The organism is Streptomyces sp. NPDC059169 (genome assembly GCF_042755225.1).
Taxonomy (GTDB): domain Bacteria; phylum Actinomycetota; class Actinomycetes; order Streptomycetales; family Streptomycetaceae; genus Streptomyces.
Map to the genome: position 1 here is coordinate 130500 of NZ_JBHZCF010000019.1, position 21681 is coordinate 152180.

The 21681-nt window shown below is 71.1% G+C and carries 17 protein-coding genes; 6 read left to right on the top strand and 11 right to left on the bottom strand.

Features of this window, described 5'->3' with window-relative positions; genetic code table 11:
- Nucleotides 1–144: 144 nt before the first annotated feature.
- Nucleotides 145–1485: a UDP-glucose dehydrogenase family protein gene (locus ACFXOM_RS29525; protein WP_384942530.1), complete on the bottom strand. Its 1341-nt coding sequence runs from the start codon at nt 1483–1485 to the stop codon at nt 145–147.
- A gap of 166 nt (nt 1486–1651) precedes the next feature.
- Between ACFXOM_RS29525 and ACFXOM_RS29530 the strand changes: the two genes are divergently transcribed.
- Complete coding sequence (locus ACFXOM_RS29530; RefSeq protein ID WP_384942532.1) at nt 1652–2809, top strand: acyl-CoA dehydrogenase; 1158 nt, start codon at nt 1652–1654, stop codon at nt 2807–2809.
- 424 nt (nt 2810–3233) lie between these two features.
- On the opposite strand, the gene ACFXOM_RS29535 is transcribed toward ACFXOM_RS29530, so the two are convergent.
- Nucleotides 3234–3542: an antibiotic biosynthesis monooxygenase family protein gene (locus ACFXOM_RS29535; protein WP_384942534.1), complete on the bottom strand. Its 309-nt coding sequence runs from the start codon at nt 3540–3542 to the stop codon at nt 3234–3236.
- A 100-nt stretch (nt 3543–3642) separates the two neighbouring features.
- Complete coding sequence (locus ACFXOM_RS29540; RefSeq protein WP_384942536.1) at nt 3643–4857, bottom strand: LCP family protein; 1215 nt, start codon at nt 4855–4857, stop codon at nt 3643–3645.
- Between the two features lie 119 nt (nt 4858–4976).
- Here ACFXOM_RS29540 and ACFXOM_RS29545 point away from each other — a divergent pair, with 119 nt between their 5' ends.
- Nucleotides 4977–5525 (top strand): acyl-CoA thioesterase, encoded by a 549-nt coding sequence (locus ACFXOM_RS29545; RefSeq protein ID WP_384942538.1) that lies wholly within the window; start codon nt 4977–4979, stop codon nt 5523–5525.
- Nucleotides 5526–5747: 222 nt separating this feature from the next.
- On the opposite strand, the gene ACFXOM_RS29550 is transcribed toward ACFXOM_RS29545, so the two are convergent.
- Nucleotides 5748–7283: an LCP family protein gene (locus ACFXOM_RS29550; RefSeq protein ID WP_384942540.1), complete on the bottom strand. Its 1536-nt coding sequence runs from the start codon at nt 7281–7283 to the stop codon at nt 5748–5750.
- Between the two features lie 175 nt (nt 7284–7458).
- On the opposite strand from ACFXOM_RS29550, the gene ACFXOM_RS29555 reads away from it, so the two are divergent.
- On the top strand, nt 7459–8475 hold the full coding sequence (locus tag ACFXOM_RS29555; RefSeq protein ID WP_384942542.1) for a glycosyltransferase family 2 protein: 1017 nt from the start codon (nt 7459–7461) through the stop codon (nt 8473–8475).
- A 150-nt stretch (nt 8476–8625) separates the two neighbouring features.
- On the opposite strand, the gene ACFXOM_RS29560 is transcribed toward ACFXOM_RS29555, so the two are convergent.
- From ACFXOM_RS29560 to ACFXOM_RS29575, 4 genes are all read right to left on the bottom strand, one after another.
- On the bottom strand, nt 8626–10290 hold the full coding sequence (locus ACFXOM_RS29560; RefSeq protein ID WP_384942544.1) for an LCP family protein: 1665 nt from the start codon (nt 10288–10290) through the stop codon (nt 8626–8628).
- 50 nt (nt 10291–10340) lie between these two features.
- Nucleotides 10341–12065 (bottom strand): LCP family protein, encoded by a 1725-nt coding sequence (locus ACFXOM_RS29565; protein WP_384942546.1) that lies wholly within the window; start codon nt 12063–12065, stop codon nt 10341–10343.
- Between the two features lie 225 nt (nt 12066–12290).
- Nucleotides 12291–13556 (bottom strand): LCP family protein, encoded by a 1266-nt coding sequence (locus tag ACFXOM_RS29570; protein ID WP_384942548.1) that lies wholly within the window; start codon nt 13554–13556, stop codon nt 12291–12293.
- A gap of 317 nt (nt 13557–13873) precedes the next feature.
- On the bottom strand, nt 13874–14632 hold the full coding sequence (locus ACFXOM_RS29575) for a TIGR03089 family protein (RefSeq protein WP_384942549.1): 759 nt from the start codon (nt 14630–14632) through the stop codon (nt 13874–13876).
- A gap of 127 nt (nt 14633–14759) precedes the next feature.
- On the opposite strand from ACFXOM_RS29575, the gene ACFXOM_RS29580 reads away from it, so the two are divergent.
- The 3 genes from ACFXOM_RS29580 (at nt 14760) to ACFXOM_RS29590 (ending at nt 18506) form a co-directional block, all read left to right on the top strand.
- Nucleotides 14760–16133 (top strand): N-acetylmuramoyl-L-alanine amidase, encoded by a 1374-nt coding sequence (locus ACFXOM_RS29580; protein ID WP_384942551.1) that lies wholly within the window; start codon nt 14760–14762, stop codon nt 16131–16133.
- A 103-nt stretch (nt 16134–16236) separates the two neighbouring features.
- A complete protein-coding gene (locus ACFXOM_RS29585) occupies nt 16237–17328 on the top strand; it encodes a sugar phosphate nucleotidyltransferase (RefSeq protein WP_384942553.1) in 1092 nt (363 codons plus the stop codon).
- Between the two features lie 167 nt (nt 17329–17495).
- On the top strand, nt 17496–18506 hold the full coding sequence (locus ACFXOM_RS29590; protein WP_384942555.1) for a DNA-3-methyladenine glycosylase family protein: 1011 nt from the start codon (nt 17496–17498) through the stop codon (nt 18504–18506).
- Nucleotides 18507–18675: 169 nt separating this feature from the next.
- Here the strand turns inward: ACFXOM_RS29590 and ACFXOM_RS29595 are convergent, their stop codons facing one another.
- The 3 genes from ACFXOM_RS29595 to ACFXOM_RS29605 all read right to left on the bottom strand — a co-directional run bounded on the left by ACFXOM_RS29595 (nt 18676) and on the right by ACFXOM_RS29605 (nt 21634).
- Nucleotides 18676–19989, bottom strand: coding sequence for a coenzyme F420-0:L-glutamate ligase (locus tag ACFXOM_RS29595; protein WP_385040299.1), 1314 nt, complete (start codon nt 19987–19989; stop codon nt 18676–18678).
- Nucleotides 19986–20942 carry a 2-phospho-L-lactate transferase gene (gene cofD, locus ACFXOM_RS29600; protein WP_384942559.1) on the bottom strand — a complete coding sequence of 319 codons (957 nt, stop codon included), beginning with the start codon at nt 20940–20942 and terminating at the stop codon, nt 19986–19988. Before cofD ends, ACFXOM_RS29595 begins: the two co-directional genes overlap by 4 nt.
- A gap of 191 nt (nt 20943–21133) precedes the next feature.
- On the bottom strand, nt 21134–21634 hold the full coding sequence (locus tag ACFXOM_RS29605) for a cysteine dioxygenase (RefSeq protein ID WP_384942561.1): 501 nt from the start codon (nt 21632–21634) through the stop codon (nt 21134–21136).
- Between the last annotated feature and the right edge of the window lie 47 nt (nt 21635–21681).

Consider the following 21681-nt stretch of genomic DNA (forward strand, 5'->3'; position numbering starts at 1 on the left):
GGTCGTGTAGGGGGGAGTGTGTAGCCCTCTTGTTTTGGGTCGGTGGTGGGGGGGGGGGGGGGAGAGGGAAAAGGAGGGAGGGGGGGGGACCGGATCGATCCGGTCCCACGGCGCCTTTCGTCGTCTGGATGCGGCCGCCGGGCCCTACGCCCTGGGCCTGCCCATCGCGCGGTAGGTCCAGCCCGCCCCGCGCCACAGCTCCGCGTCCAGTGCGTTGCGTCCGTCGAGGATCACCCGGTGCGTCACGGCCCCGCCCAGCTCCGCCGGGTCCAGGGACCGGAACTCGGACCACTCCGTGAGGTGCAGGACGACGTCAGCGCCCCGTACCGCCTCCAGTGCGCTGTCCGCGTACCCGAGCGTCGGGAAGAGGCGCCGTGCGTTGTCCATGCCCTTCGGGTCGTAGACGGTGACCTGGCCGCCCTGGAGGTGGATCTGCCCCGCCACGTTCAGCGCCGGCGAGTCCCGTACGTCGTCCGAGTCCGGCTTGAAGGTCGCGCCGAGCACCGCGACCCGCTTCCCCAGGAAGGAACCTCCGCCCACGGCCTCGCGGGCGAGCTCCACCATGTGCCCGCGACGGCGCATGTTGATCGAGTCGACCTCGCGCAGGAACGTCAGTGCCTGGTCCGCGCCCAGCTCACCGGCGCGGGCCATGAAGGCCCGGATGTCCTTCGGCAGGCAGCCGCCGCCGAAGCCGATCCCCGCCCGGAGGAACTTGGCGCCGATCCGTTCGTCGTGGCCGATGGCCTCCGCGAGCTTCACCACGTCGCCGGCCGCGGCCTCGCACACCTCGGCCATCGCGTTGATGAAGGAGATCTTCGTCGCGAGGAAGGAGTTCGCGGCGGTCTTCACCAGCTCCGCGGTCGGGAAGTCCGTCACCACGAAGGGCGACCCTTCCGCGATCGGCGTCTCGTAGACCTCGCGCAGGGTCTTCTCCGCCCGCTCGCTCGCCACTCCGGCCACGATCCGGTCCGGGTGGAGGGTGTCGTGCACGGCGAAACCCTCCCGGAGGAACTCGGGGTTCCAGGCCAGCTCCACGCCCTCCGCGGCCCGCTCGGCGAGCAGCAGGCCGAGGCGTTCCGCCGACCCGACGGGTACGGTCGACTTGCCGACGACCAGCGAGCCGCTCGCGACCCTGGGAGCCAGCGAGTCGAACGCGGCGTCCACGTACGACATGTCACAGGCGTACTCGCCGTGCTTCTGCGGAGTGTTCACGCAGACGAAGTGCACGTCCCCGCCGAACTCCTCGAATGCGTCCCACGAGGTGGTGAAGCGCAGCCGACCGCTCGATCCCGCAATGCCCGCGACGTGCTTCGCCAGCAGCTCCTCCAGCCCCGGCTCGTACATCGGAACCCGTCCCGCCGCGAGCATCGCGATCTTCTCGGGCACCACGTCGATGCCGAGCACCTCGAAGCCCAGCTCCGCCATGGCCGCGGCGTGGGTGGCACCGAGATACCCGGTGCCGATCACGGTGATCTTGACGGCCATGGAAACGCTCCTGAGGGGGTGCGGGAAGACTGCGGGCCCGAGCATAGTCGGGCGGGTGCCGGGGCATTTTTCCGCTGTCAGCAAGCTCACGTATGCCTGGTCGGGGCGAGCGCACTAAAATTCCCGTTACTTAACGGTAGTTAGCACATCTGGGGAGTGAGAGAACTTGGCGGGAACGCCTGACTTCGACCTGTACCGCCCGTCCGAGGAGCACGACATGCTCCGGGAGACGGTCCGCTCCCTCGCCGAAGCGAAGATCGCGCCGTTCGCGGCCGCCGTGGACGAGGAGGCCCGCTTCCCCCAGGAGGCGCTCGACGCGCTGGTCGCCTCGGAGCTGCACGCCGTCCACGTGCCCGAGGAGTACGGCGGCACGGGCGCGGACGCCCTCGCGACCGTGATCGTCATCGAGGAGGTCGCCCGCGTCTGCGCGTCGTCCTCCCTGATCCCCGCGGTCAACAAGCTGGGCTCGCTGCCGGTGATCCTCTCCGGCTCCGAGGACCTGAAGAAGAAGTACCTGGGCCCGCTCGCCCAGGGCGACGCGATGTTCTCGTACTGCCTCTCCGAGCCGGACGCGGGCTCCGACGCCGCCGGTATGAAGACCCGGGCCGTGCGCGACGGCGACTTCTACGTCCTCAACGGCGTGAAGCGCTGGATCACCAACGCCGGCGTATCCGAGTACTACACGGTCATGGCCGTCACCGACCCGGAGAAGCGCTCCAAGGGCATCTCGGCCTTCGTCGTCGAGAAGGGCGACGAGGGTGTTTCCTTCGGCGCCCCGGAGAAGAAGCTCGGCATCAAGGGTTCCCCGACCCGCGAGGTCTACCTCGACAACGTGCGCATCCCCGCCGACCGCATGATCGGCGCGGAGGGCACGGGCTTCGCCACGGCCATGAAGACCCTGGACCACACCCGCATCACCATCGCGGCGCAGGCCCTCGGCATCGCCCAGGGCGCCCTCGACTACGCCAAGGGCTACGTCCAGGAGCGCAAGCAGTTCGGCAAGCCGATCGCCGACTTCCAGGGCATCCAGTTCATGCTCGCCGACATGGCGATGAAGATCGAGGCCGCCCGCCAGCTCACCTACGCGGCCGCCGCCAAGTCCGAGCGCAACGACAGCGACCTCACCTTCCAGGGCGCCGCGGCCAAGTGCTTCGCCTCGGACGTCGCCATGGAGGCCACCACCGACGCCGTCCAGCTCCTCGGCGGCTACGGCTACACGCGCGACTACCCGGTCGAGCGCATGATGCGCGACGCCAAGATCACGCAGATCTACGAGGGCACGAACCAGGTCCAGCGGATCGTGATGGCGAGGAACCTGCCGTAGCAGGGTTTTTGCAGTTCAAGGGCAGTTTCGAGGGTCCGCATGGGCATCCTGGGCTTTCTGTCCGTTGAGGCCTGATCAGGGACGTTCCTGGGTGTCATGCCGGGGGAATCCTGGGCGGACGCCGGGCGGGAAAGGGCCACTGCACAAACAACGCAGCCCCCGGCGCCATGCCGGGGGCTGTTGTCGTCCGGGTCGGTGAGGGGAACGCGTCCTGGACACCACGCCCTGACGCGGGAATCGGCCACCCGTCGGTGCGGACGTGGGCCCGGCAGATCTGAACGAGCTGCTGCCCGAGGCCACGGGAATGACACGGCGGACGATCTTCCCGGTGCCGGCGGTCGCCGCCCGCGTCCGTGTGCCGGCGGCCGTCCGGGTTCGCCGGAGTCCGTCGTCCGGGCGCCGGTCTCATTCCGGGCGCCGGTCCTCAGACGGACCGGGCCAGTTCGAAGCCCGCCGTACGCATCTCCGTGCACAGGGCCCGGCAGGCCCCGAAGAGAGCCTCGAACTCCGGGTGGCCCCGCCAGGACTTGAGGGACTCCAGGTCGCGCCACGACGAGAAGGACACGAAGTGCTCCGGTTCGTGCCGGTCGCGGATCAGCCGGGCCCACTGGAAGCCGTCGACCGATTCCCTGGTCCAGGTCAGGAACTCCGTCCAGCGCTCCTGGAACTCCTCGGCCCGCCCCTCGGCGACCCGCCAGTTCCCCGACGCCCAGTACCGGCTCTCCTCCGCCATCGCGCCCACCGCATCCCGTGATCGCCGTTCGCCGTAGGGGCAGCGTAGGGCGGTGGCGAGGAGCGCGCGAGCGGACGGCGAAGGGGTCGGACGGCGGGCGTCAGTTTCCGGTGACCGTGACCTTCTCGTCGTTCCTGATCTGGCTCACCAACTGCTTCACCTTGTCCTTGTCCCAGATGAGGTTCCCGCCGCGGCTGCCGGAGATCGGTATGTTCATCGACTTGCCGTCCCCGCCGTTGACGCCCTTCATCGCGAAGAACATCTCGCCGAGGTCGAACAGGGACATGTCCTTGTCGACGATCAGGGTGTCCAGTCCCGCGCCGAGCGTCGGGTAGAGCGTGAACGGGTTGAGGACCGTGCCCGGCGTGGCGGCCTGGTTGGCGAGTGCCGCGAGGAACTTCTGCTGGTTCTTCGTACGGTCGAGATCGCTGCCCGCGAAGGCGTAGCGGGTGCGGACGAAGGCGAGGGCCTTCTGCCCGTCGAGGGTCTGCTTGCCGGCCTGGAAGTCGGCGCCGGAGTTCTTGTCCTTGAACGCCTTGGGGATGTCCATCTCGACCCCGCCGAGTGCGTCCACGATGTTCGCGAAGCCCGCGAAGCCGATCTCGGCGTAGTGGTCGATGCGCAGTCCGGTGTTGTACTCGACGGTGCGTACCAGCAGTTCGGGTCCGTCCTCCGCGTACGCCGCGTTGAGCTTGACGTGGCGACCCACGCCCTTGAACGTCTTGCCGGACTCGGAGCCGACGAAGGTCGGGACCTCCACGTCGGAGTCGCGGGGGAGCGACACCATGGTGTTCCCGCTGCCGCAGGCCGCGAGGATCATCATCGAGTCGGTGCGCTTGCCCTCGGCTGAGCCGGTGTGGAGCTCCTTCTTCTCCTCGGCGGTCATGCCCTCGCGGCTGTCGGACCCGACGATGAGGTAGGTCGTGCAGTCGCCTTCCTCCGGGCGCTCGATGACCTTGGAGAGGTCGACCTCGCGGCGCATCTTGGAGTCGGCCCAGAAGTAGGTGCCTATGGAGACGCCGAGCACGCCGACGATGACGACGACCGACCCGATCTTGAGCCTGCGTCGCCAGTCGGGCGCCGGTCGGTCGGCCGGGGGCGCGTAGCCCCCGTTGCCCCCTCCGTACCCGCCGCCCGGTGAGCCGTAGACTTGGCCCGTGCTGTAACCGCTGTCGTACGGGGCGTCGTGTCCGTCGTCGTACCCCTGCGCCTGCTGCCGGGGGACGGCGGGGCGCTGCACGTGCCGCATCACGCGGGCGCCCTCGGGCTGGGCGCCCTGGCTGCCGCGTCCGTATCCTTCGGGCCAGTCATTCATGCGGACCAGTGTGCAGTCGGCCCCCGCCACGCCGACAGGGCGGGTGAGAAATAGCACCGCGCCTGTAGCGAACCTGATGCAATGCTCCGACCTGCAGACCCCCGCATAGGGTAGAGGGCATGACAGAACAGGCCCAGCGGCCGGAGGGCACCATCCCGGCCAAACCCACCTCGGCTTCGCGCACCACCCTCAGCCACATCATGACCGGCAGTGACACGAACCTGCTGGGCACCGTGCACGGCGGCGTGATCATGAAACTGGTGGACGACGCGGCGGGCGCGGTGGCCGGGCGGCACTCGGGAGGTCCCGCAGTCACCGCTTCCATGGACGAGATGGTCTTCCTGGAGCCCGTCAGAGTCGGTGACCTGGTCCATGTGAAGGCGCAGGTCAACTGGACCGGGCGATCCTCCATGGAGGTCGGGGTCCGGGTGCTCGCCGAGCGCTGGAACGAGTCGACCCCGGCCACGCAGGTCGGCTCCGCGTATCTGGTCTTCGCCGCGGTCGATGCGGACGGCAAGCCGCGCCCGGTACCCCAGGTCGTCCCGGAGACCGAGCGTGACAAGCGCCGCTACCAGGAGGCGCAGATCCGCCGTACCCACCGGCTGGCCCGGCGCCGTGCCATCAAGGAACTGCGCGAGAAGAGGGCGGCGGAGGGGTACCAGGACTGAGGCCGGGGCCGGGCGCCCGGGAGCCACTCGGGTCAGCGGTGCCCCGGGGCGCGGCAGGCCCGTGCTGTCCGTCCTCGATCGCCGGTCGACCGGGCCCGCCGGTGCGGCCCGACCCGGCTGGGGCGCCAGGGGCGCGCTACGCCCCCGAGCGGGCCGCCACCCGGCGACCCGGACGGGCGCCGGACACCCCGGTGAGCATCCGCCCGCACCCGCGCACCTCGCTCACTTGCAGAGCGCCTGGTCGCCCGTGACCGCCTCGAAAGGGCCTGGAGCGGGGACGGATTCCGCGCGCACCGGTGTCACGGAGGTGAAGCTCGAGCCGGCGGTCACCTTCATCGTGGCGCCCTGGCCCTCGACCTGGCGGAGTTCGCAGCCGGGGAGGGCGACGGCGAGGGACTTCGCCGAGCGGTCCCACCGGGGGTCGTAGGTGATGAGCGTGCGCTTCACGTCGCGGCGGTCGCCGTTCAACGGCACGCGGGTGGTGTTGAAGCCGGTCGCGTGCAGGGCGGCGTCCACTCGGGCGCCCAGACCGTCCAAGCGGGTCCCGTTGTAGACCTGGACCCTGATCTGCCGCGGCGGTACGTCGATGACCTTCGCCGTGGGCGCCGGAGCCGTCGGCCCCGCGCGTCGCGGTGCGAGCGGCTGGTCGTCGCGCAGCGCCTGGAAGAGCTTCTTCGACTTCACCGGGTCCCACTTCACCGTCGAGCCGAGGCCCTTCACCTGGTGCTTGGGGTCGCCGATGGGCACCGAGGTGAACTCGGACGACGCGGGCGTGAACCCGCGCATCGCCTTCGCGAGCGACAGCAACTCGCTCGTGCCGAAGCCCCGGTCCGCCCGCACCGCACTCAACATCTGGGAGCTGACCTCGCGGAACTTCACCGGGTTCAGCAGGACGCCGCTGGTCGTGGCGCGGTGGATGAGCGCGGCCATGAAGCGTTGCTGGCGCTGCATCCGGCCCAGGTCCGCCGCGCCGTCGATGTAGCGGGAGCGGACGTACTGCAGGGCCTCCCCGCCGTTCAACTCGTGGGTGCCCGCGGGGAGGTTCAGGCCCGTGTGCGAGTCCTTCATCGGCCGGGCTGTGCAGATCTTCACCCCACCGATCGCGTCCACGGTCTTCATGAAGCTGGTGAAGTCGACCTCCAGGTAGTGGTCGACCTTGATCTGCGTCATCTGCTCGACGGTGTGGACGGTCAGCGCGGGTCCGCCCTCCGCGTACGCCGCGTTCAGCTTCAGCGCGTGTCGGCCGTGGTGCTTCCCGGTGGCGGTGTCGACGTGGGCGGGGATCACCGTGTACGAGTCGCGCGGCAGGCTCACGATGCTCGCCCGGTCCCGGTCGGCCGAGATGTGCACCAGCATGATCGTGTCGGTGCAGCGGCAGGGTGCACCGCCGAGCCGGAACCTGCGCCGCTCTTCCGCGGTGATCCGGTCCCGGCCGTCCGTTCCGACGAGCAGGATGTTCATCCCGTGTCCGGCGTCCGGCCGGTTCTTCATGTCCTTGAACGGGTCGACCCGGCCGATCCCACTGTCCAGCCCGGTCACCAGAGCGTGACCGATGCCACCCGCACCCAACACCAGGACCGAGAGAGTGGTGGCCAGCCGCGTGCTCCAGCGGGTGCGCCGGGTCTGCCGCCCCCCGTGCGGACGCGGACGGGCGGCGGACGGTCCCGGACGCGTCGCCGTGGGCCTCGGGCGGTGCGCCACCGTCCGCGGGCGGGCGGGCGCCTGCCGCGGTCGGGGCGAGCGGGGCGGTGTGGGCACGGGGACACCTCCGCGAGGGTGGCAGACCGGGATCCCGAGAACCGTAGGCCCATACGATCTGCTGCACGGGGAGGCGGAGCGGGCGGCGCGCACCGGTGTCCCCCGTTCGCGGTAACGTGGCGCACGATGCTGCCGTCTCCCGGAGTCTCGACCTCCGGACCTCCGAGGAAACCGAATGCCCGCCGCTGCTCCCGCCGTCTCCGTGATCATGCCGGTCCTCAATGAGGAGCGGCATCTCCGCACCTCCGTCCGCCACATCCTCGAGCAGGAGTACGCAGGCGAGATGGAGGTGGTGATCGCGCTCGGCCCGTCCACGGACCGCACCGACGAGATCGCCGCCGCATTGGTCCGGGAGGACCCGAGGGTCCACACGGTGCCGAACCCCACCGGGCGTACGCCCGCTGCGCTCAACGCGGCCATCAAGGCCTCGCGCCATCCGATCGTGGTCCGCGTGGATGGTCACGGCATGCTGTCGCCGAACTACATCGCGACCGCGGTCCGGCTGCTGGAGGAGACGGGCGCGCAGAACGTGGGCGGCATCATGCACGCCGAGGGCGAGAACGACTGGGAGCACGCGGTCGCCGCCGCGATGACCTCCAGGATCGGCGTGGGCAACGCCGCGTTCCACACCGGCGGCGAGGCGGGCCCCGCGGACACCGTGTACCTCGGTGTGTTCCGGCGCGAGGCGTTGGAACAGCAGGGCGGTTACAACGAGGAGTTCATCAGGGCCCAGGACTGGGAGCTGAACTTCCGCATCCGGGAGGCGGGCGGACTGATCTGGTTCTCGCCGGAGCTGCGGGTGCAGTACCGGCCGAGGCCCTCCGTCAGGGCGCTCGCCAAGCAGTACAAGGACTACGGTCGCTGGCGCCACGTGGTCGCCCGCTACCACCAGGGCTCGATCAACGTGCGTTACCTCGCTCCGCCGGTCGCCGTCTGCGCGATCGCCGCGGGTGTGGTGGTGGGCGCCGCGCTCACTCCGCTGGGTTTCGTCGTCCCGGCCGGATACCTCGCCGCGATCGCGGCCGGTTCGGTCCCGGCGGGCAAGGGCCTGCCGCTGAAGGCCAGGCTGCAGATCCCGGTCGCCCTGGCCACCATGCACATGTCCTGGGGGTTCGGCTTCCTCACCAGCCCGCGTTCGCTGGCGCAGAAGGTCATCGCGAGCCGCCGCCCCGCGGTGCGGTCGGCCGTCTGACACGACGGGGTCCGGCGGCTGACGCGCCGTCCGGGACGTTCGACGCGACCTACGGGACGTCCGACGCGACGAACGGTCCCCGCCCCGGAACGTGCCGGGGCAGGGTCGTTCCGCCGCGCAGGCACGGACCGGCCGGGGCCACGCGCGGGGTCACCAGCGGTAGGGCTCGTAGACGTCCATGCAGGTGCTCTCGTCGGCGCCGTTGAGCGCCTCGGTCTCGTCCTTCGACACCGTCGGTGCCGGAGTCTTCGGGAAGGAGTCACCGCTGCGCCAGTCGGCTCCCACGACCAGCGTGACGCCCGAGACGTCCGAGGACTTCTTCACGCTGCCCGTCGGGATCCCGAGGGACTTGGCCACCGCTTGGGCGTCGCCCTCCAGTTCGGCACTGGGATAGTGGACGACCGTCTTCGCCTGCGGATTGCTGGTGCGGTCCGCGGAGGCCCGGGAGAAGCCCTTCCCCTTCAGGACCTCCACGAGGTCGGCTGCGCGTCCCTTCACGGATCCCGACTCGGACGTGTAGGTCCCGTTCTGCACGAGGACACCGATCTCGCCGGGCGGCGCTGCGGGGTCCTTGGGCGTCGGCGCGGGCTTCGGCTTGGACGTGGGGCCCTTGCCGTCCAGCGGGACGTCGTCGCGGAGCATGCTCCACAGGTCGTCCGCCTTGCCCGGCGCGGGAAGCACCCGGTCACGGTCGGCCGGGTCCGGGATGCGCGGCATGGTGAGCATCGTGATCCGGTCCGTCGGTACGTCCTTGAGCTGCATGCCGAGGTCGAACAGCTTCTTGACGGTGCCGATCTCCTCGGACACCTGCAGGGACTTGGTCGCCGTCTCCGCCAGGTCCATCAGCTGCCCCGTGTCGGTGAACGCGTTCTGCTTCTTCAGGTTGCGGATCACCGAATTCATGTACATGTGCTGGGCCTTGGAGCGGCCGAAGTCGTCGTAGAAGGCGTGCCGGGTGCGCAGCCACTGCAAGGCCGTCTCGCCCTGGATGTTCTGACGGCCCGCCTTCAACTTGAGCCCGGAACCGCCCTTCACGGCGCGGGTCGGCTTGTCGTGCACGTTGTACTTCACGCACACCTCGGCTCCGCCGACCGCGTCGGACATCGCGACCACACCGGCGAAGTCGACCATCATCCAGTGGTCGATGTAGATGCCGGTGAGGTTCTCCCAGGTGAGCAGCGTGCAGCCCGGACCGCCGCGCGCCAGGCTCTCGTTGATCAGCGTCCTGGTCCTCGCGTAGTTCTGCCCGGTCCTGGGTTCCTGGCACTCGGGTATCTCCACCCGGGTGTCACGAGGGATGGAGACGACCGAGGCGTTCTTGCGGTCGGCCGAGACGTGCAACAGCATCTGGACGTCGGCGAGCGGCGGGTTGTCCTTGTTGTCCCGCGCTCCACCGAGGTCCTGGTTCGCCTGCGACGCCCGGCTGTCCGAGCCGATCAGCAGGACGTTCAGTGGTGTCTGGCCGGCCGCGTTCGGCGCGGTCCGCCTCGCCTTGCTGTCACCCGCGGTGCGCTCGCCCTTGCGGATGTTCTCGTTCAAGTGCTGGTAGTAGAGGTAGCCGACCCCCGCCGTGCCGAGTATGAGCAACGACAGGACGGACGCGACCCAGCGCAGCACGCGGCGCTTGCCGCGTCTGCCGGGCGGACCGGAAGACCTACCCCGCCCCGTGCTCCCCGTACCCGCGCCGGGCGACACCGCGCCCGCGTCCCCGCCACCTCTGGCGTCCGCACCGCCCTGCTCCTCCTCGTGAACGTCCTGACCGGCGTGCCGGACGCGTTCCTGCGTCCGCTCCCCACGCACGCTGCTGTGTCCCACCCAGGTCCCCCTGTCGATTCAGGCGCGCCAAATGACCCGGTGGTCCGGGGTCATTTGGCGCACACCTGCTTGTCGGCTTCCACCTGCTGCACGCCCTCCGGCGCCTTCGCCGGCGCGGTGACGGGCACCCCTGCGCCCTTGAAGTCGGCTCCGAGGGTCAGCACCATCGGCTGCTTGCCCTCGGCGTTCTCCGTGCCGGGCTTGAGGGCCTCGGCGGGCAGGCCCATCAGGTCCGCGAGCGTGCGGGCCTGGTCGGCCTGGTTCGGCGCGTACGCCAGCGTCGTCTTCGGGATCTTCGTCGGCGCGTTGCTCTTGTTGGACGACTTGTAGACGCCCTTCACGTTCTGCAACCACTCGAGGGTCTTCTGCGCGGCCCCCGTCGTGTCACTGCCGTTGTACACGTCGACGCGGACGTCGGAGGCCTTCGCGCGCGGGCCGTTGAGCAGGGCGGCCTGCTTGTCCTTGGCCTCCGACTGCTTCTTCTTCACCTCGGTGAAGGAGACGTCGTTCTGCAGCATGCTGAAGACCTGCGGGGCCTTGGTCGGGTCGAGGAGGACGGTCGCACCGTCCGTGTTGTCGACGACGGGGACCGTCGCGAAGGTGATGTGCTTGATGTCGATCTCGCCGAGGTCCTTGGCGAGCGACGTCAGCTTCGGGATGTCACCGATGGCCTTGTCGACGGTGAGCGCCTTGGTGGCCGCATCGGCGAGCGCGAACATCTTCTGCGGGTTGCCGAGGGTGTCTTCCTTCATCTGCCGGATCATCGAAGCCACGAACTGCTGCTGCTGCTTGATCCGGTCGAGGTCGCTCTCGTTGCCCAATCCGTGCCGGTTGCGGACGAAGGCGAGCGCGTCCTCGCCCTCGACCTTCTGCGGTCCCGCGGGCAGGTCCAGCTTGGAGCGCCTGTCCTTGATCGGCTTGGCGAGGCAGATCTCCACCCCGCCGACCGCGGTGGACAGGGTCTTCACCGCGTTGAAGTCGGCCATCATGAAGTGGTCGACGGGAACGCCGGTGAGCGCCTTGACGGTACGCATGGTGCAACCGGGGTCCCGTCCCGCGACCCCGTAGCTCTCGTTGAAGCGCACGCGTTGCGAACCCCTGATTATTTTCGTCGAACCGTCCTGCTGCTTGGTGGGGCAGTCGGGGATGTCCGTGATCAGGTCACGCGGGATGCTCACCGCGGTCGCGTTGGTGCGGTCCTGCGAGACGTGGAAGAGGAACGTGGTGTCGGCGTGGCCCTCGCTGCCCTTGTCGCCGTAGCCGGAGTTGCCAGCGCCGGTGCGCTTGTCCGTGCCCAGCAGCAGGATGTTCATCGGCCCGTCCGCGGAGACGTCCTTGTTGCCCGCGTCGCCCACGTCCACCGTGTTGAGGTTGCCGTTAAGCCGTTCGTACACGTAATAGGCGGCCGCGGACCCGGCGACCACGACGAGGGCCAGGACACCGCCCGTCCACACCAGCGCCTTCTTCTTCCGCGACTTCGGGGGCTTCCGCTTGCGGCGTCCCGGTCCGGTGGGCGGCGTCGTGCTGCCGTCCTGGCCCGGGTTCCGGGGCGAACGGCGGCTGCGCTGGCCGGGGACGTCCGTGTTCGGCGCCGCGGGGCCGGTGGCGCCGCGGCGGCGGCCCGTTCCGGGCGCACTCGAGCCGACGGAGTGGGAGGAGGTCGACTGCCCAGCGGAGCGGTCCAGTCGCAGTTCGTAATTGCCGGTCTGCGGGTTCATCACCCACTGGTCGGCGGGGTCGATGTCGTCCGCCTGCCCACGGCTCTGCGCATCCACGGTTGCTTGAGTCCTCCGTCGGTGCCACGCGAGGCGCCCCTCCCCCCAGGAGACGCTCGGTTCGTCGATCCGGTTGTGTGTGGCCTGGCGGCCGGAAGCACCGGATCGCGCCACAGTATCCGCCCAGTTCAGCGCCGGGCGACGTCCGTGACAAATTCCACGCTGCTTACAACCGGGCAATCCACCCAATCCCCATGGAGTGCCGACGACTCCTTGGCGATCGCTTTACCTGCACGTTCCCGTTGCCGCATTGGTGCCGGTGAACGTCGGTGCCGGTGACCGCCGCCCCGTGCCCGTACTGCCGTCACCGTGTGTCCTCGGGTCGGTGCTCGCTGTTGTGTCCGACGGCACCACCTTCACCGGTGCGTCCTCGCGCAGCCGCTCGAAGAGCCGGCTCGCATCGGGCTCCACCAGTTCGTCCCGGTTCGCATCGAGTGCGTACGGCCGGCGGGGCAGGGTCAGGAACTGTACGCGCTCCGCGGGGATGCTGCGGACCGAGCGGGTGAGGTCGTAGAGGTCCCGCAGCGAGTCCAGGCCGGGGTCGGTGGTCAGCGACTTCGTCGCCGCGTCCAGCACCGGGTAGAGCTTCGTCGGGTTCAGCAGGACGCCGTTGCTCTGCACCTTGTTGAAGAGCGCGCCGAGGAACTGCTGCTGCCGGCCCATGCGTTCGGTGTCGCTGCCGTTCCCGAGGGACTTCCTGGTACGGACGTAGCCCAGGGCCTGCTCGCCGCTGAGCGTGTGCCTGCCCGCTTTGAGGCTGATGTGCGCATCTTTGTCGTTGATCGGCTCGGTCAGACAGACCGTCACGCCGTCCACCGCGTCGACCATGTCCTTGAAGCCATGGAAGTCGATCACCATGTGGTGGTCGATCCGCACCCCCGTGAGCCGTTCGACCGTGCGGATCGTGCACGCCGCACCACCGAAGGCGAAGGCGAAGTTGAACTGGGTGAACTGCTCTCGGGTGTACGTGCCCTTGCCCGTGCGGCAGCCGGGGACGTCGACCATCAGGTCGCGCGGGATGGAGACCACGGTCGCGCTGCGTCTGTCCGCGGCTAGGTGCACCAGAAGGGTGGTGTCGGAGCGCTGGCCCTTGGAACGGCCGTACTTGCGGTTGCCCGGGCCGGCCCGTGTGTCGGAGCCGATGAGCAGCAGGTTCTGCGCCCCGCGGGGCGCGGGCAGCGGTCGTTCCTTGTCGTAGCGCGCCAGCTCCTCTGCCGCCGAGACGTCCGTGGTGATGTTGCCTTCGAGCTTCCGGTAGAGCCACCAGCCCGCGCCCGCGAGGACGAGGACGAAGAACGACAGGCAGAGCGCGATCCAACGGAGGCGGTGACGAGTGCGCTGGCCGGCGCCGCCCGAGTCCCGGCCTCCGGAGCCCCTGCCGTCCTCTCCTCCGGAGTGCCTGCCGTCTCCGCTTCCGGAAGCACCGGCGGTCCCGGCCGGGTCGTCCGGTTCGGCGGGCGTGCCAGCGCTGTCGGTCACGTGTGCGTCCATCCTCGCGGCTCGTCGGACTCGATGTGCATGCCTACGCCGATGATGTCCCGCGGGGCCCCCTGAGGCCCGGGGGCTCGGCACGCAGTGAGCCGGAAGAGTGGACTTCGGGGAGCCGCGCGGAGCCCAGGTCCGGGCCTTGGGAGCCGTACGGCGCCGCAGGACCGGCCGACGGCGCTGCGGGCCGTACCGCAGGGTCCCGGCCCGCGGGCCGGATTCCGGGATGGCCGATCCCCGGCGCCGCCCTGTCCCGCCGCGACCCGCATCGACCGGCGCGGACGGGGCGGTCGACCCGGTCGCCCCGTCAGGCGCGGACGGGCTTACTCCACCCGGTGCGTCACGCGCTCGCTCTCGATGCGCTGCGCCAGGCCCTCCTGGGACAGCCGGTCGAGGTGCCGGCAGAGCACCACCGAAGCGCCGGCCGCGAGCGGTGCGTACAGCCCGGCGGACAGCCCGTCCCAGTCGTCGAAGAGCCGTCCGGACAGCAGTCGTGCCCCGGCCGCCAAGCCCAGATCCGCGGCGTCCGTCCGGGCGCGGTCCACGATCAGGGAACCCGTCAGCTCGGTGTCCGCCCCGGTGACCGCGAGCGCGGGCGCGTCCGGATCGACCGGCACGTACGGGGCGAAGCGGTCCGGCTGGCTCGGCACCTCCACCGCATAGTCGGCGTAGCCCTCGGGCGGGGTCACGAAGCGGCGGCCGAGCGGTTGGAGGGACAACGCGATCCGCTCACCACCGCACGCCAAACCCGCGTCGAAACTGCCGGGCCCCGCGACCACCAGGTCCGCGCCGGACGGGTCGCCACCGACGTCCGCCACCACCCCCACCGAGGAGCAGGCGACCAGCCACACCGCGGTCTGCCAGTGCGCGGGCAGCAACAGGGCCAACCGGTCGCCAGGCTCCGCGGACAACCCGTCCTGCAGGAGGTTCGATGTTTTGGCCACCCAATTGGCGAAGGTCGCGACGGACAATTCGACGCGCTCTCCGGTGGCATCGTCGTAATAGGTGACGAAGGGGCGGGCAGGGTCCGCGGCGAGGGCGGATCGGAGCAGGTCGGCGGGTGTGCGATCGCTGGAATTCACCCGGGAAAGGGTACGCCGCGGTACGCCGGCGACCGCCGCCGTACCGGTGACCCGGACCCCCGTTCGGACCGGGGGACGCAGGGATTTCCGCAGGGCGGATCCGGCCCGCGCGGCCAAGGATCGGCTCATGCGCGCCTTCCTCATTTCTTCGACCGGCGCGGTGTGCGCCACCGCCCTCGCCCTGCCCGTACTCACCCTTCCGGCCGCAGCAGCCGGCCCCCCGCCCTCGGCGGACCTCCCCGGATCCACGCAGTCGCTGCCGCTGTCCCCGCTCCCCGACCGCCTGAGGGCCGGGAGCGCGGTCGCCGCCCAGGGCACCGCACCACGCGACGTGCGTCCGTTCTCGCTCCTCGGCGTCGTCTGGGACGACGCGGGCGTCGCGCTTCACGGAAAGGTCAAGGTCCGCACCCGCGCGGCCGGTTCCCACATCTGGTCCGGCTGGCAGGACCTGGAGGCGGACGACGTCGCCCACGCACCGGACCCGAGCGCACGGGAACGCTCGGACCGGGCGCTCCGCGGCTCCACGGCACCCCTCTGGGTCGGTGCCTCGGACGGGGTCGAGGCCCGCGTCCTGCCGGAAACGGACGCATCGCTCCGCTCCACGCCCCTGCCGGGCGGCCTCAGACTGGAACTGGTCGACCCGGGCCCGACGCCGAAACCCGCGACCTCCACGGCCGACGCGCCCGCGCCCCCGAGCGGGTCGCTGGCCCAGAAGGCGCCGGCGAGTGCCCTCCCGCTCGACGCACTGCAGGCCTCACCGCTGTTCGCCACCCCGGAAGCCGCTGCCGCTTCCGCGGTCAACGCGGGTCTCGCGCCGCTCGGGGCCTCGGTGATCCCCGCCCTCTCGAAGCAGGAAGCCAGCGAGGAGGCGGGTGTCTACGGCGTTGCGAAGCCGTACGTCGGCGCCCGGCCGCCCATCATCTCGCGCAAGGGCTGGGGAGCCGATGAGAGCCTGCGCGAGAAGGAGTTCGCCTACACCAAGTCGATCAAGGTGGCGTTCATCCACCACAGTGGGACGGGCAACGGCTACACCTGCGCCCAGGCGCCCGCGGTGCTGCGCGGCATCTACCGCTACCACGTGGAGAGCAATGGCTGGCGCGACATCGGCTACAACTTCGCCGTCGACAAGTGCGGACGCATCTACGAAGGCCGGGCGGGCGGCGTGGTCAAACCCGTGCTCGGTGCGCACACGCTCGGATTCAACGGCAACAGCATGGGCATCGCCGTCCTCGGAACGTACAGTGCGAGCAACCCCCCGGCGGCGGCGGTGACGGCCATCGCCAAGCTCACGGCCTGGAAGCTCGGCCTGTACGGAATGAATCCGAAGGCGCAGACGGCCCTCACGTCCGAGGGCGGCAACAAGTTCAAGAAGGGCACGTCGGCCAGGCTCAACGTCATCTCGGGGCACCGGGACGGGTTCGACACCGACTGCCCCGGGGCCCGGCTCTACGGCAAGCTCGGCACCGTCCGTAACGCGTCGGCCAAGCTCCAGGGGCGGTGACGGGGTCGTCGATCGGCCCGTCGGAAGGCGCGGACAGCGGGCTGCATAAACTGGCCGGTCACATGGACACATCGCCCGGCCCCAGTAGGAAGCAGAGAAGGCATTGACCCAGGCCCAAGAAGCGGTCCTCCTGGTAGGCGGCAAGGGGACGCGGCTGCGCCCGCTGACCGTGAACACACCCAAGCCGATGGTGCCCGCGGCCGGGGTGCCGTTCCTCACGCACCAGTTGGCCCGGGCGCGTGCCGCGGGAGTCGAGCACATCGTGTTCGCCACGAGCTACCTCGCGGAGGTCTTCGAGCCGTACTTCGGCGACGGCTCCTCCATGGGCCTCCACCTGGAGTACGTCACCGAGGAGGAACCGCTCGGCACGGGCGGGGCGATCCGCAACGTGGCGTCGAGGCTGAGGTCGGGCCCCGACGACCCGGTGCTCATCTTCAACGGCGACATCCTGACGGGTCTGGACATCAAGGGCCTGGTCGCGACGCACGCCTCGTCCGGCGCGGACGTCTCCCTGCACCTGACGCGGGTGGCGGACCCGCGGGCGTTCGGCCTGGTCCCGACGGACGAGACCGGCCGGGTCACGGCCTTCCTGGAGAAGCCGCAGACCCCCGAGGAGATCGTCACCGACCAGATCAACGCGGGCGCGTACGTCTTCCGGCGCTCCGTCATCGACGGCATCCCCGAGGGGCGTCCGGTCTCGGTCGAGCGGGAGACCTTCCCCGAACTGCTCACCTCGGGCGCGCACCTCCAGGGCATGGTCGACTCCACCTACTGGTTGGACCTCGGCACGCCCCAGGCCTTCGTGCGCGGCTCCGCCGACCTGGTCCTCGGGCGCGCCCCGTCGCCCGCGGTCCCCGGCCGCTGCGGCGACCGCCTGGTCCTGGAGACGGCAACCGTCGCGCCCGACGCCAAGCTGACCGGCGGAACGGTCGTCGGTGCCGGTGCGAGCGTCGGTGAGGGGGCCCGGATCACCGGGAGCACCATCCTCGACGGGGCGACGATCGGCCCCGGTGCAGTGATCACCGATTCCCTGGTCGGTGCGAACGCCCACATCGGCGCCCGTAGCGTCCTGTCCGGTGCGGTCATCGGCGACTGTGCGGTCGTCGGCCCCGACAACGAACTCCGGGACGGCGTACGGGTGTGGTGCGACGCGACGATTCCGGCCGGGGCGATCCGCTTCTCCTCGGACCAGTAGGCCGGAGGCCGGCGGCACCGCCCCCGGACGAGTACCGCCCGGGCGCCACGGCACACGCGCGGAGCGGGGCGCGCCGGCCCGGCCGCCGTGCCGGCGCCCGCGGGACGCTGCCGCGTACGGCTCTCCACGGCCTACCCTCTAAGGGACTCCGACCCCGAGGACCATCCGTGGCAGGCCGATTCGATTCCCGTCCCGCAGTCACCCGCACCACGGTGCGCGGGGGCGAGGTCGCCGTACCGGCACCGAGAGCGTCCGTGCCGGTCCGCGCAGGCAGCCGGGAGCGGCGCTACGTGCCGCGGGGGCCGCTGGACGTGGGCCTGGTCCTCGGGCCGCTGCGACGCGGCCCGGCCGATCCCACCTTCCGCACCACGCCGGACGGTGCCGTGTGGCGAGCCACCCGGACCCCCGAAGGCCCCGGCACCGTCCGCGTGGCGTTGCACGGCGGTTCCGTGCACGCCGAGGCGTGGGGGCCGGGTGCCGGGTGGTTGCTGGAGCAGCTCCCGGACCTGCTCGGTGACTCCGACGACCCCGACGCCTTCACGCCGCGCCACCGGCTCGTCGCGCTCACCCACCACCGGCGCCCGGGCCTGCGCCTGACCCGGACGGGGCTGGTCCTGGAGTCCCTGATCCCGTCCGTCCTCGAGCAGAAGGTCACCACCGACGAGGCGTACCGCGCCTGGCGCCTGCTCGTGACGAAGTACGGAGAGCCCGCGCCGGGACCGGCGCCCGCGCGGATGCACGTCATGCCGGACGCGCGCAGCTGGGCACTGATTCCGTCCTGGGAATGGCACCGCGCGGGCGTCGACGACAAGCGCGCGTCGACCGTCCTGCGTGCCGTCCGCGTCGCCCGCCGCATGGAGGAGGCCGCGGCCATGGACCCGGTCCAGGCCCAGCAGCGCCTGGAGTTGGTCCCCGGCATCGGCCCCTGGACGTCGGCCGAGACCGTGCAGCGCAGCAACGGTGCGCCCGATGCCGTCACCGTCGGCGACCTCCATCTGCCCGGCATCGTCGGCTACGCCCTCTCGGGCGACCGCGACGCCGACGACGCCGCCATGCTGGAGCTCCTGGAGCCGTACGCGGGGCAGCGCCACCGCGCCGCCCGCCTGATCCTTCTCAGCGGGCGCACTCCGGCGCGGCGCAAGCCGAAGATGCCGCGCACGGACATCGCCGCGCTCTGAGGCGGAGGCCGGTGCGCCGGCCGGCGGTCGACGGGCGCCCGGTCACGGACCCGCGCGGGCCCGACCGAAGCGGTGTCTGGCCTCCCGGGCGGCACGGTTCCGGCCAGGAGCCACGCCTGCTGCCTCGGCCCGGCCGCTCCGCGCGCCGCCGGCGTGAACCGGCTTCAGCTCATCTCACCGAGACGAACGCGGACGCCTCGCGGGCCGCCCGTTCCTTCGGCGGTGCTGCGGGTCGTCCCACGGCCACCGCCCCCATGGGGTCCCACGCGTCGGGCAGCCCCAGCACCCCGCGGACCACGTCGCGGCAGAACATCGTCGACGAAACCCAAGCCGACCCGAGCTGCTCTCCCGCGAGCGCCACCAGGAAATTCTGGACGGCCGCGCCCGCCGCGACCACGAACATCTCGCGCTCGGCGGTGGCCCGGCGCTCGTCGCCGTAGGCGTGCGAGCCGTCCATCACCAGGCACGGCACCACCAGGTACGGCGCGTTGCGCAGGACGTCCCCGCGGCGCACCCGCTTCGCGACGGACTCCTCCGACTTGCCGTCGCGCCGCAGATCCGCGACCCAGGCGTCCCGCATCACGTCCAGCAGCCGCGCCCTCGACTCCGCCGACTCGAGGAGGACGAACCGCCACGGGGTCGTGTGGTGCGGGGCGGGTGCCGTGACGGCCGCGGCAACCGCCCGTCGCACCGCGCCCGGGTCCACCGGCTCGTCCGTGAACTCCCGCACGGTGCGCCGCACGGTCACCGCTTCGCGCACCGCCTCCGAAGTGCCGAGGCGGAACATGTCGTCCGCAGCCGCCCGTACCAGCGCCCGCGCGCCGCCGTCGGCCTCGGTCACCAGGTGGCCGAGGCCGCGCACCACCGCGACCGGCAGCCCGGCGGTCTTGCCCTTGACCAGGTCGCCCGCGGCGGCCAGCTCGTCCGCGGTGGCGACGACGGTCGCGCTGAGCGCGTTGCCGTGCCGGTCCTCGCCACCGCGCAGGTCGTCCAGGACCCGCACCCCGGCGGCGCCGATCGCCACGTCGGTCAGTCCGCTGCGCCACGGCCGTCCGAACGTGTCGGTGATCACGACCCCGACCTCGACGTCCAGGGCGTCGCGGAGTCCCGCGCGGATCCGGGCAGCTGATGCGTCGGGGTCCTCGGGCAGCAACAGCACGGTTCCCGCGGGGGTGTTGGAGGCGTCCACTCCGGCCGCGGCCATGACCAGGCCCTGCCGGTTCTCGACGATGCGGAGGCCGCCGCGGCGAGCCACGACCCGTACGGTCTCCGCGTCGATCGCCGCCTCCCGGTCAGCGGCGGCGACCACGCGCCCCTCGGCCTTGCTGACGACCTTCGAGGTGACGAGCAGCACGTCCCCGTCCACCAGCCCCGGCCCGGTCGACGCGATCAGCTTGGCGAGGTCGTCGCCGGGCTGGACCTCGGGCAGTCCGGTGAGCGCCCACACCCGGTAGGACGGGGGGCTGCTCGCTGCGTCCGTCATGCGCGCACCTCCTCGGCGAGGGCGAGCGCCTCGCGCGCCATGGCCGCGGCGGCGTCGAGGTCCGTCATCATCAGGGGAACGGCCTTGCAGCGGATCCCCGCGCCTTCGACCTCGGCCACCGACGGCGCGTCCACGGTGTCCACCAGCCAGCCGTCGAGCAGGCCGGAGCCGTAGTGCTTGGCCACCGCCGCGGCCGTCGACTCGACCCCGACCGCGGCCAGCACCTTGTCCGCCATGCCCCGCACCGGTGCGTTCCCGACGATGGGAGAGAGGCCGACGACGGGGACGCCTGCTTCCGCGATCGCCTCTCGGATGCCCGGGACCGCGAGGATCGTCCCCACGCTCACCACGGGGTTGGACGGCGGGAACAGGATGACGTCGGCGGCGGCGATCGCCTCGAGGACGCCCGGTGCGGGTTTGGCCTGCTCGGCGCCGACGGGTACGACGGCGTGTGCGTCCACGGAGGCCCGCAGCCTGACCCAGTACTCCTGGAAGTGGACGGCTTTGCGCTCGCCCTCCGCCTCGACGGCGACATGGGTCTCGACCCGGTCGTCGGACATGGGCAGCAGCCGCACGCCGGGCCGCCACCGTGCGCACAGTGCCTCGGTGACGGCGCTCAGCGGATAGCCCGCGCCCAGCATCTGGGTGCGGACGATGTGCGTCGCGAAGTCGCGGTCGCCGAGCCCGAACCAGTCGGGTCCCACGCCGTAGGCGGCGAGTTCGTCCTTGACCCGGAAGGTCTCGTCGTCGCGTCCCCAGCCCTGCTCCTCGTTGATGCCGCCGCCGAGTGTGTACATCACCGTGTCGAGGTCGGGGCAGACCTTCAGCCCGAACAGGTGGATGTCGTCACCGGTGTTGCCGATGACGGTGATGTCGGCGTCGGGGACGGCGGCCTTGAGACCGCGTAGGAAACGAGCACCGCCGATGCCGCCGGCCAGAACCACAATGCGCATGGGAACAGTCTGTCAGCCGGAGGCTGGTCGGTGTCGGGCGGTGGGCGTGGGTGCGGCGGTCTGGGTGTCGGGGCATCGGCCGGGGCCGATCGGAGCGTGCGCGGCGGTCGCCGAGGCCTTCCCGGTGCGGTGGGGCAGCGGGCCCGGGGGGCGGTGTCGCCCGCGTGGGTCGACACCGTCGGGGAAGACCGTCAGACGGTGGCGGTGTCCTGCTGGACCGGGGAGCAGTGCGCCGTGTGCATGGGCATCTCGGTGAGGCCCGGGAAGTAGACGTGCAGGCTCACGGCCGCTTCGAGCGCGTCGTTGACCACTTCGTGCACGTATCCGGGTGCGAACACCCGCTGCGCCCCTGCCCCCAGGGAGCGCGACGCCGTCGCCGTGTGTTCGGTCAACTCGCCGTCCAGGACGGTCAGTACGCCGGAGGACCTGCCGTGGTCGTGCAGGCCGCTGCCTTGGCCGGGCACCCAGGACAGCAACCACACCTCGTACCCGGGGCCGGTGCGCAGCCGGTGGTACCAGCGGGTCGTGGCGTCGTACCGGACGAGCGGCGCCCACTGGTCCCGGTCCGCGGCGATGGAGCGGGCGAGGCCGGCGAACTCGGCCACCGTGGCCGGGTGCTCCCGGGCGGGCTGGAGGAGGTGGGGCACCTCGAGGATGTCGCCGGCGATCTGCAGGTCGCTGTTGCTGTTCATAGGGGTGCGGTGGTTCCTCGGCAGAAACAGAAGAGGTCAGTGCTGGG

Bases quoted from the DNA above. Each gene is read 5' to 3' on its own strand.
- ACFXOM_RS29555 (WP_384942542.1), top strand. From the start codon at position 7,459: ATGCCCGCCGCTGCTCCCGCCGTCTCCGTGATCATGCCGGTCCTCAAT.
- ACFXOM_RS29545 (WP_384942538.1), top strand. From the start codon at position 4,977: ATGACAGAACAGGCCCAGCGGCCGGAGGGCACCATCCCGGCCAAACCC.
- ACFXOM_RS29525 (WP_384942530.1), bottom strand. From the start codon at position 1,485: ATGGCCGTCAAGATCACCGTGATCGGCACCGGGTATCTCGGTGCCACC.
- ACFXOM_RS29570 (WP_384942548.1), bottom strand. From the start codon at position 13,556: ATGGACGCACACGTGACCGACAGCGCTGGCACGCCCGCCGAACCGGAC.
- ACFXOM_RS29595 (WP_385040299.1), bottom strand. From the start codon at position 19,989: ATGACGGACGCAGCGAGCAGCCCCCCGTCCTACCGGGTGTGGGCGCTC.
- ACFXOM_RS29535 (WP_384942534.1), bottom strand. From the start codon at position 3,542: ATGGCGGAGGAGAGCCGGTACTGGGCGTCGGGGAACTGGCGGGTCGCC.
- ACFXOM_RS29580 (WP_384942551.1), top strand. From the start codon at position 14,760: ATGCGCGCCTTCCTCATTTCTTCGACCGGCGCGGTGTGCGCCACCGCC.
- ACFXOM_RS29605 (WP_384942561.1), bottom strand. From the start codon at position 21,634: ATGAACAGCAACAGCGACCTGCAGATCGCCGGCGACATCCTCGAGGTG.
- ACFXOM_RS29540 (WP_384942536.1), bottom strand. From the start codon at position 4,857: ATGAATGACTGGCCCGAAGGATACGGACGCGGCAGCCAGGGCGCCCAG.
- cofD (WP_384942559.1), bottom strand. From the start codon at position 20,942: ATGCGCATTGTGGTTCTGGCCGGCGGCATCGGCGGTGCTCGTTTCCTA.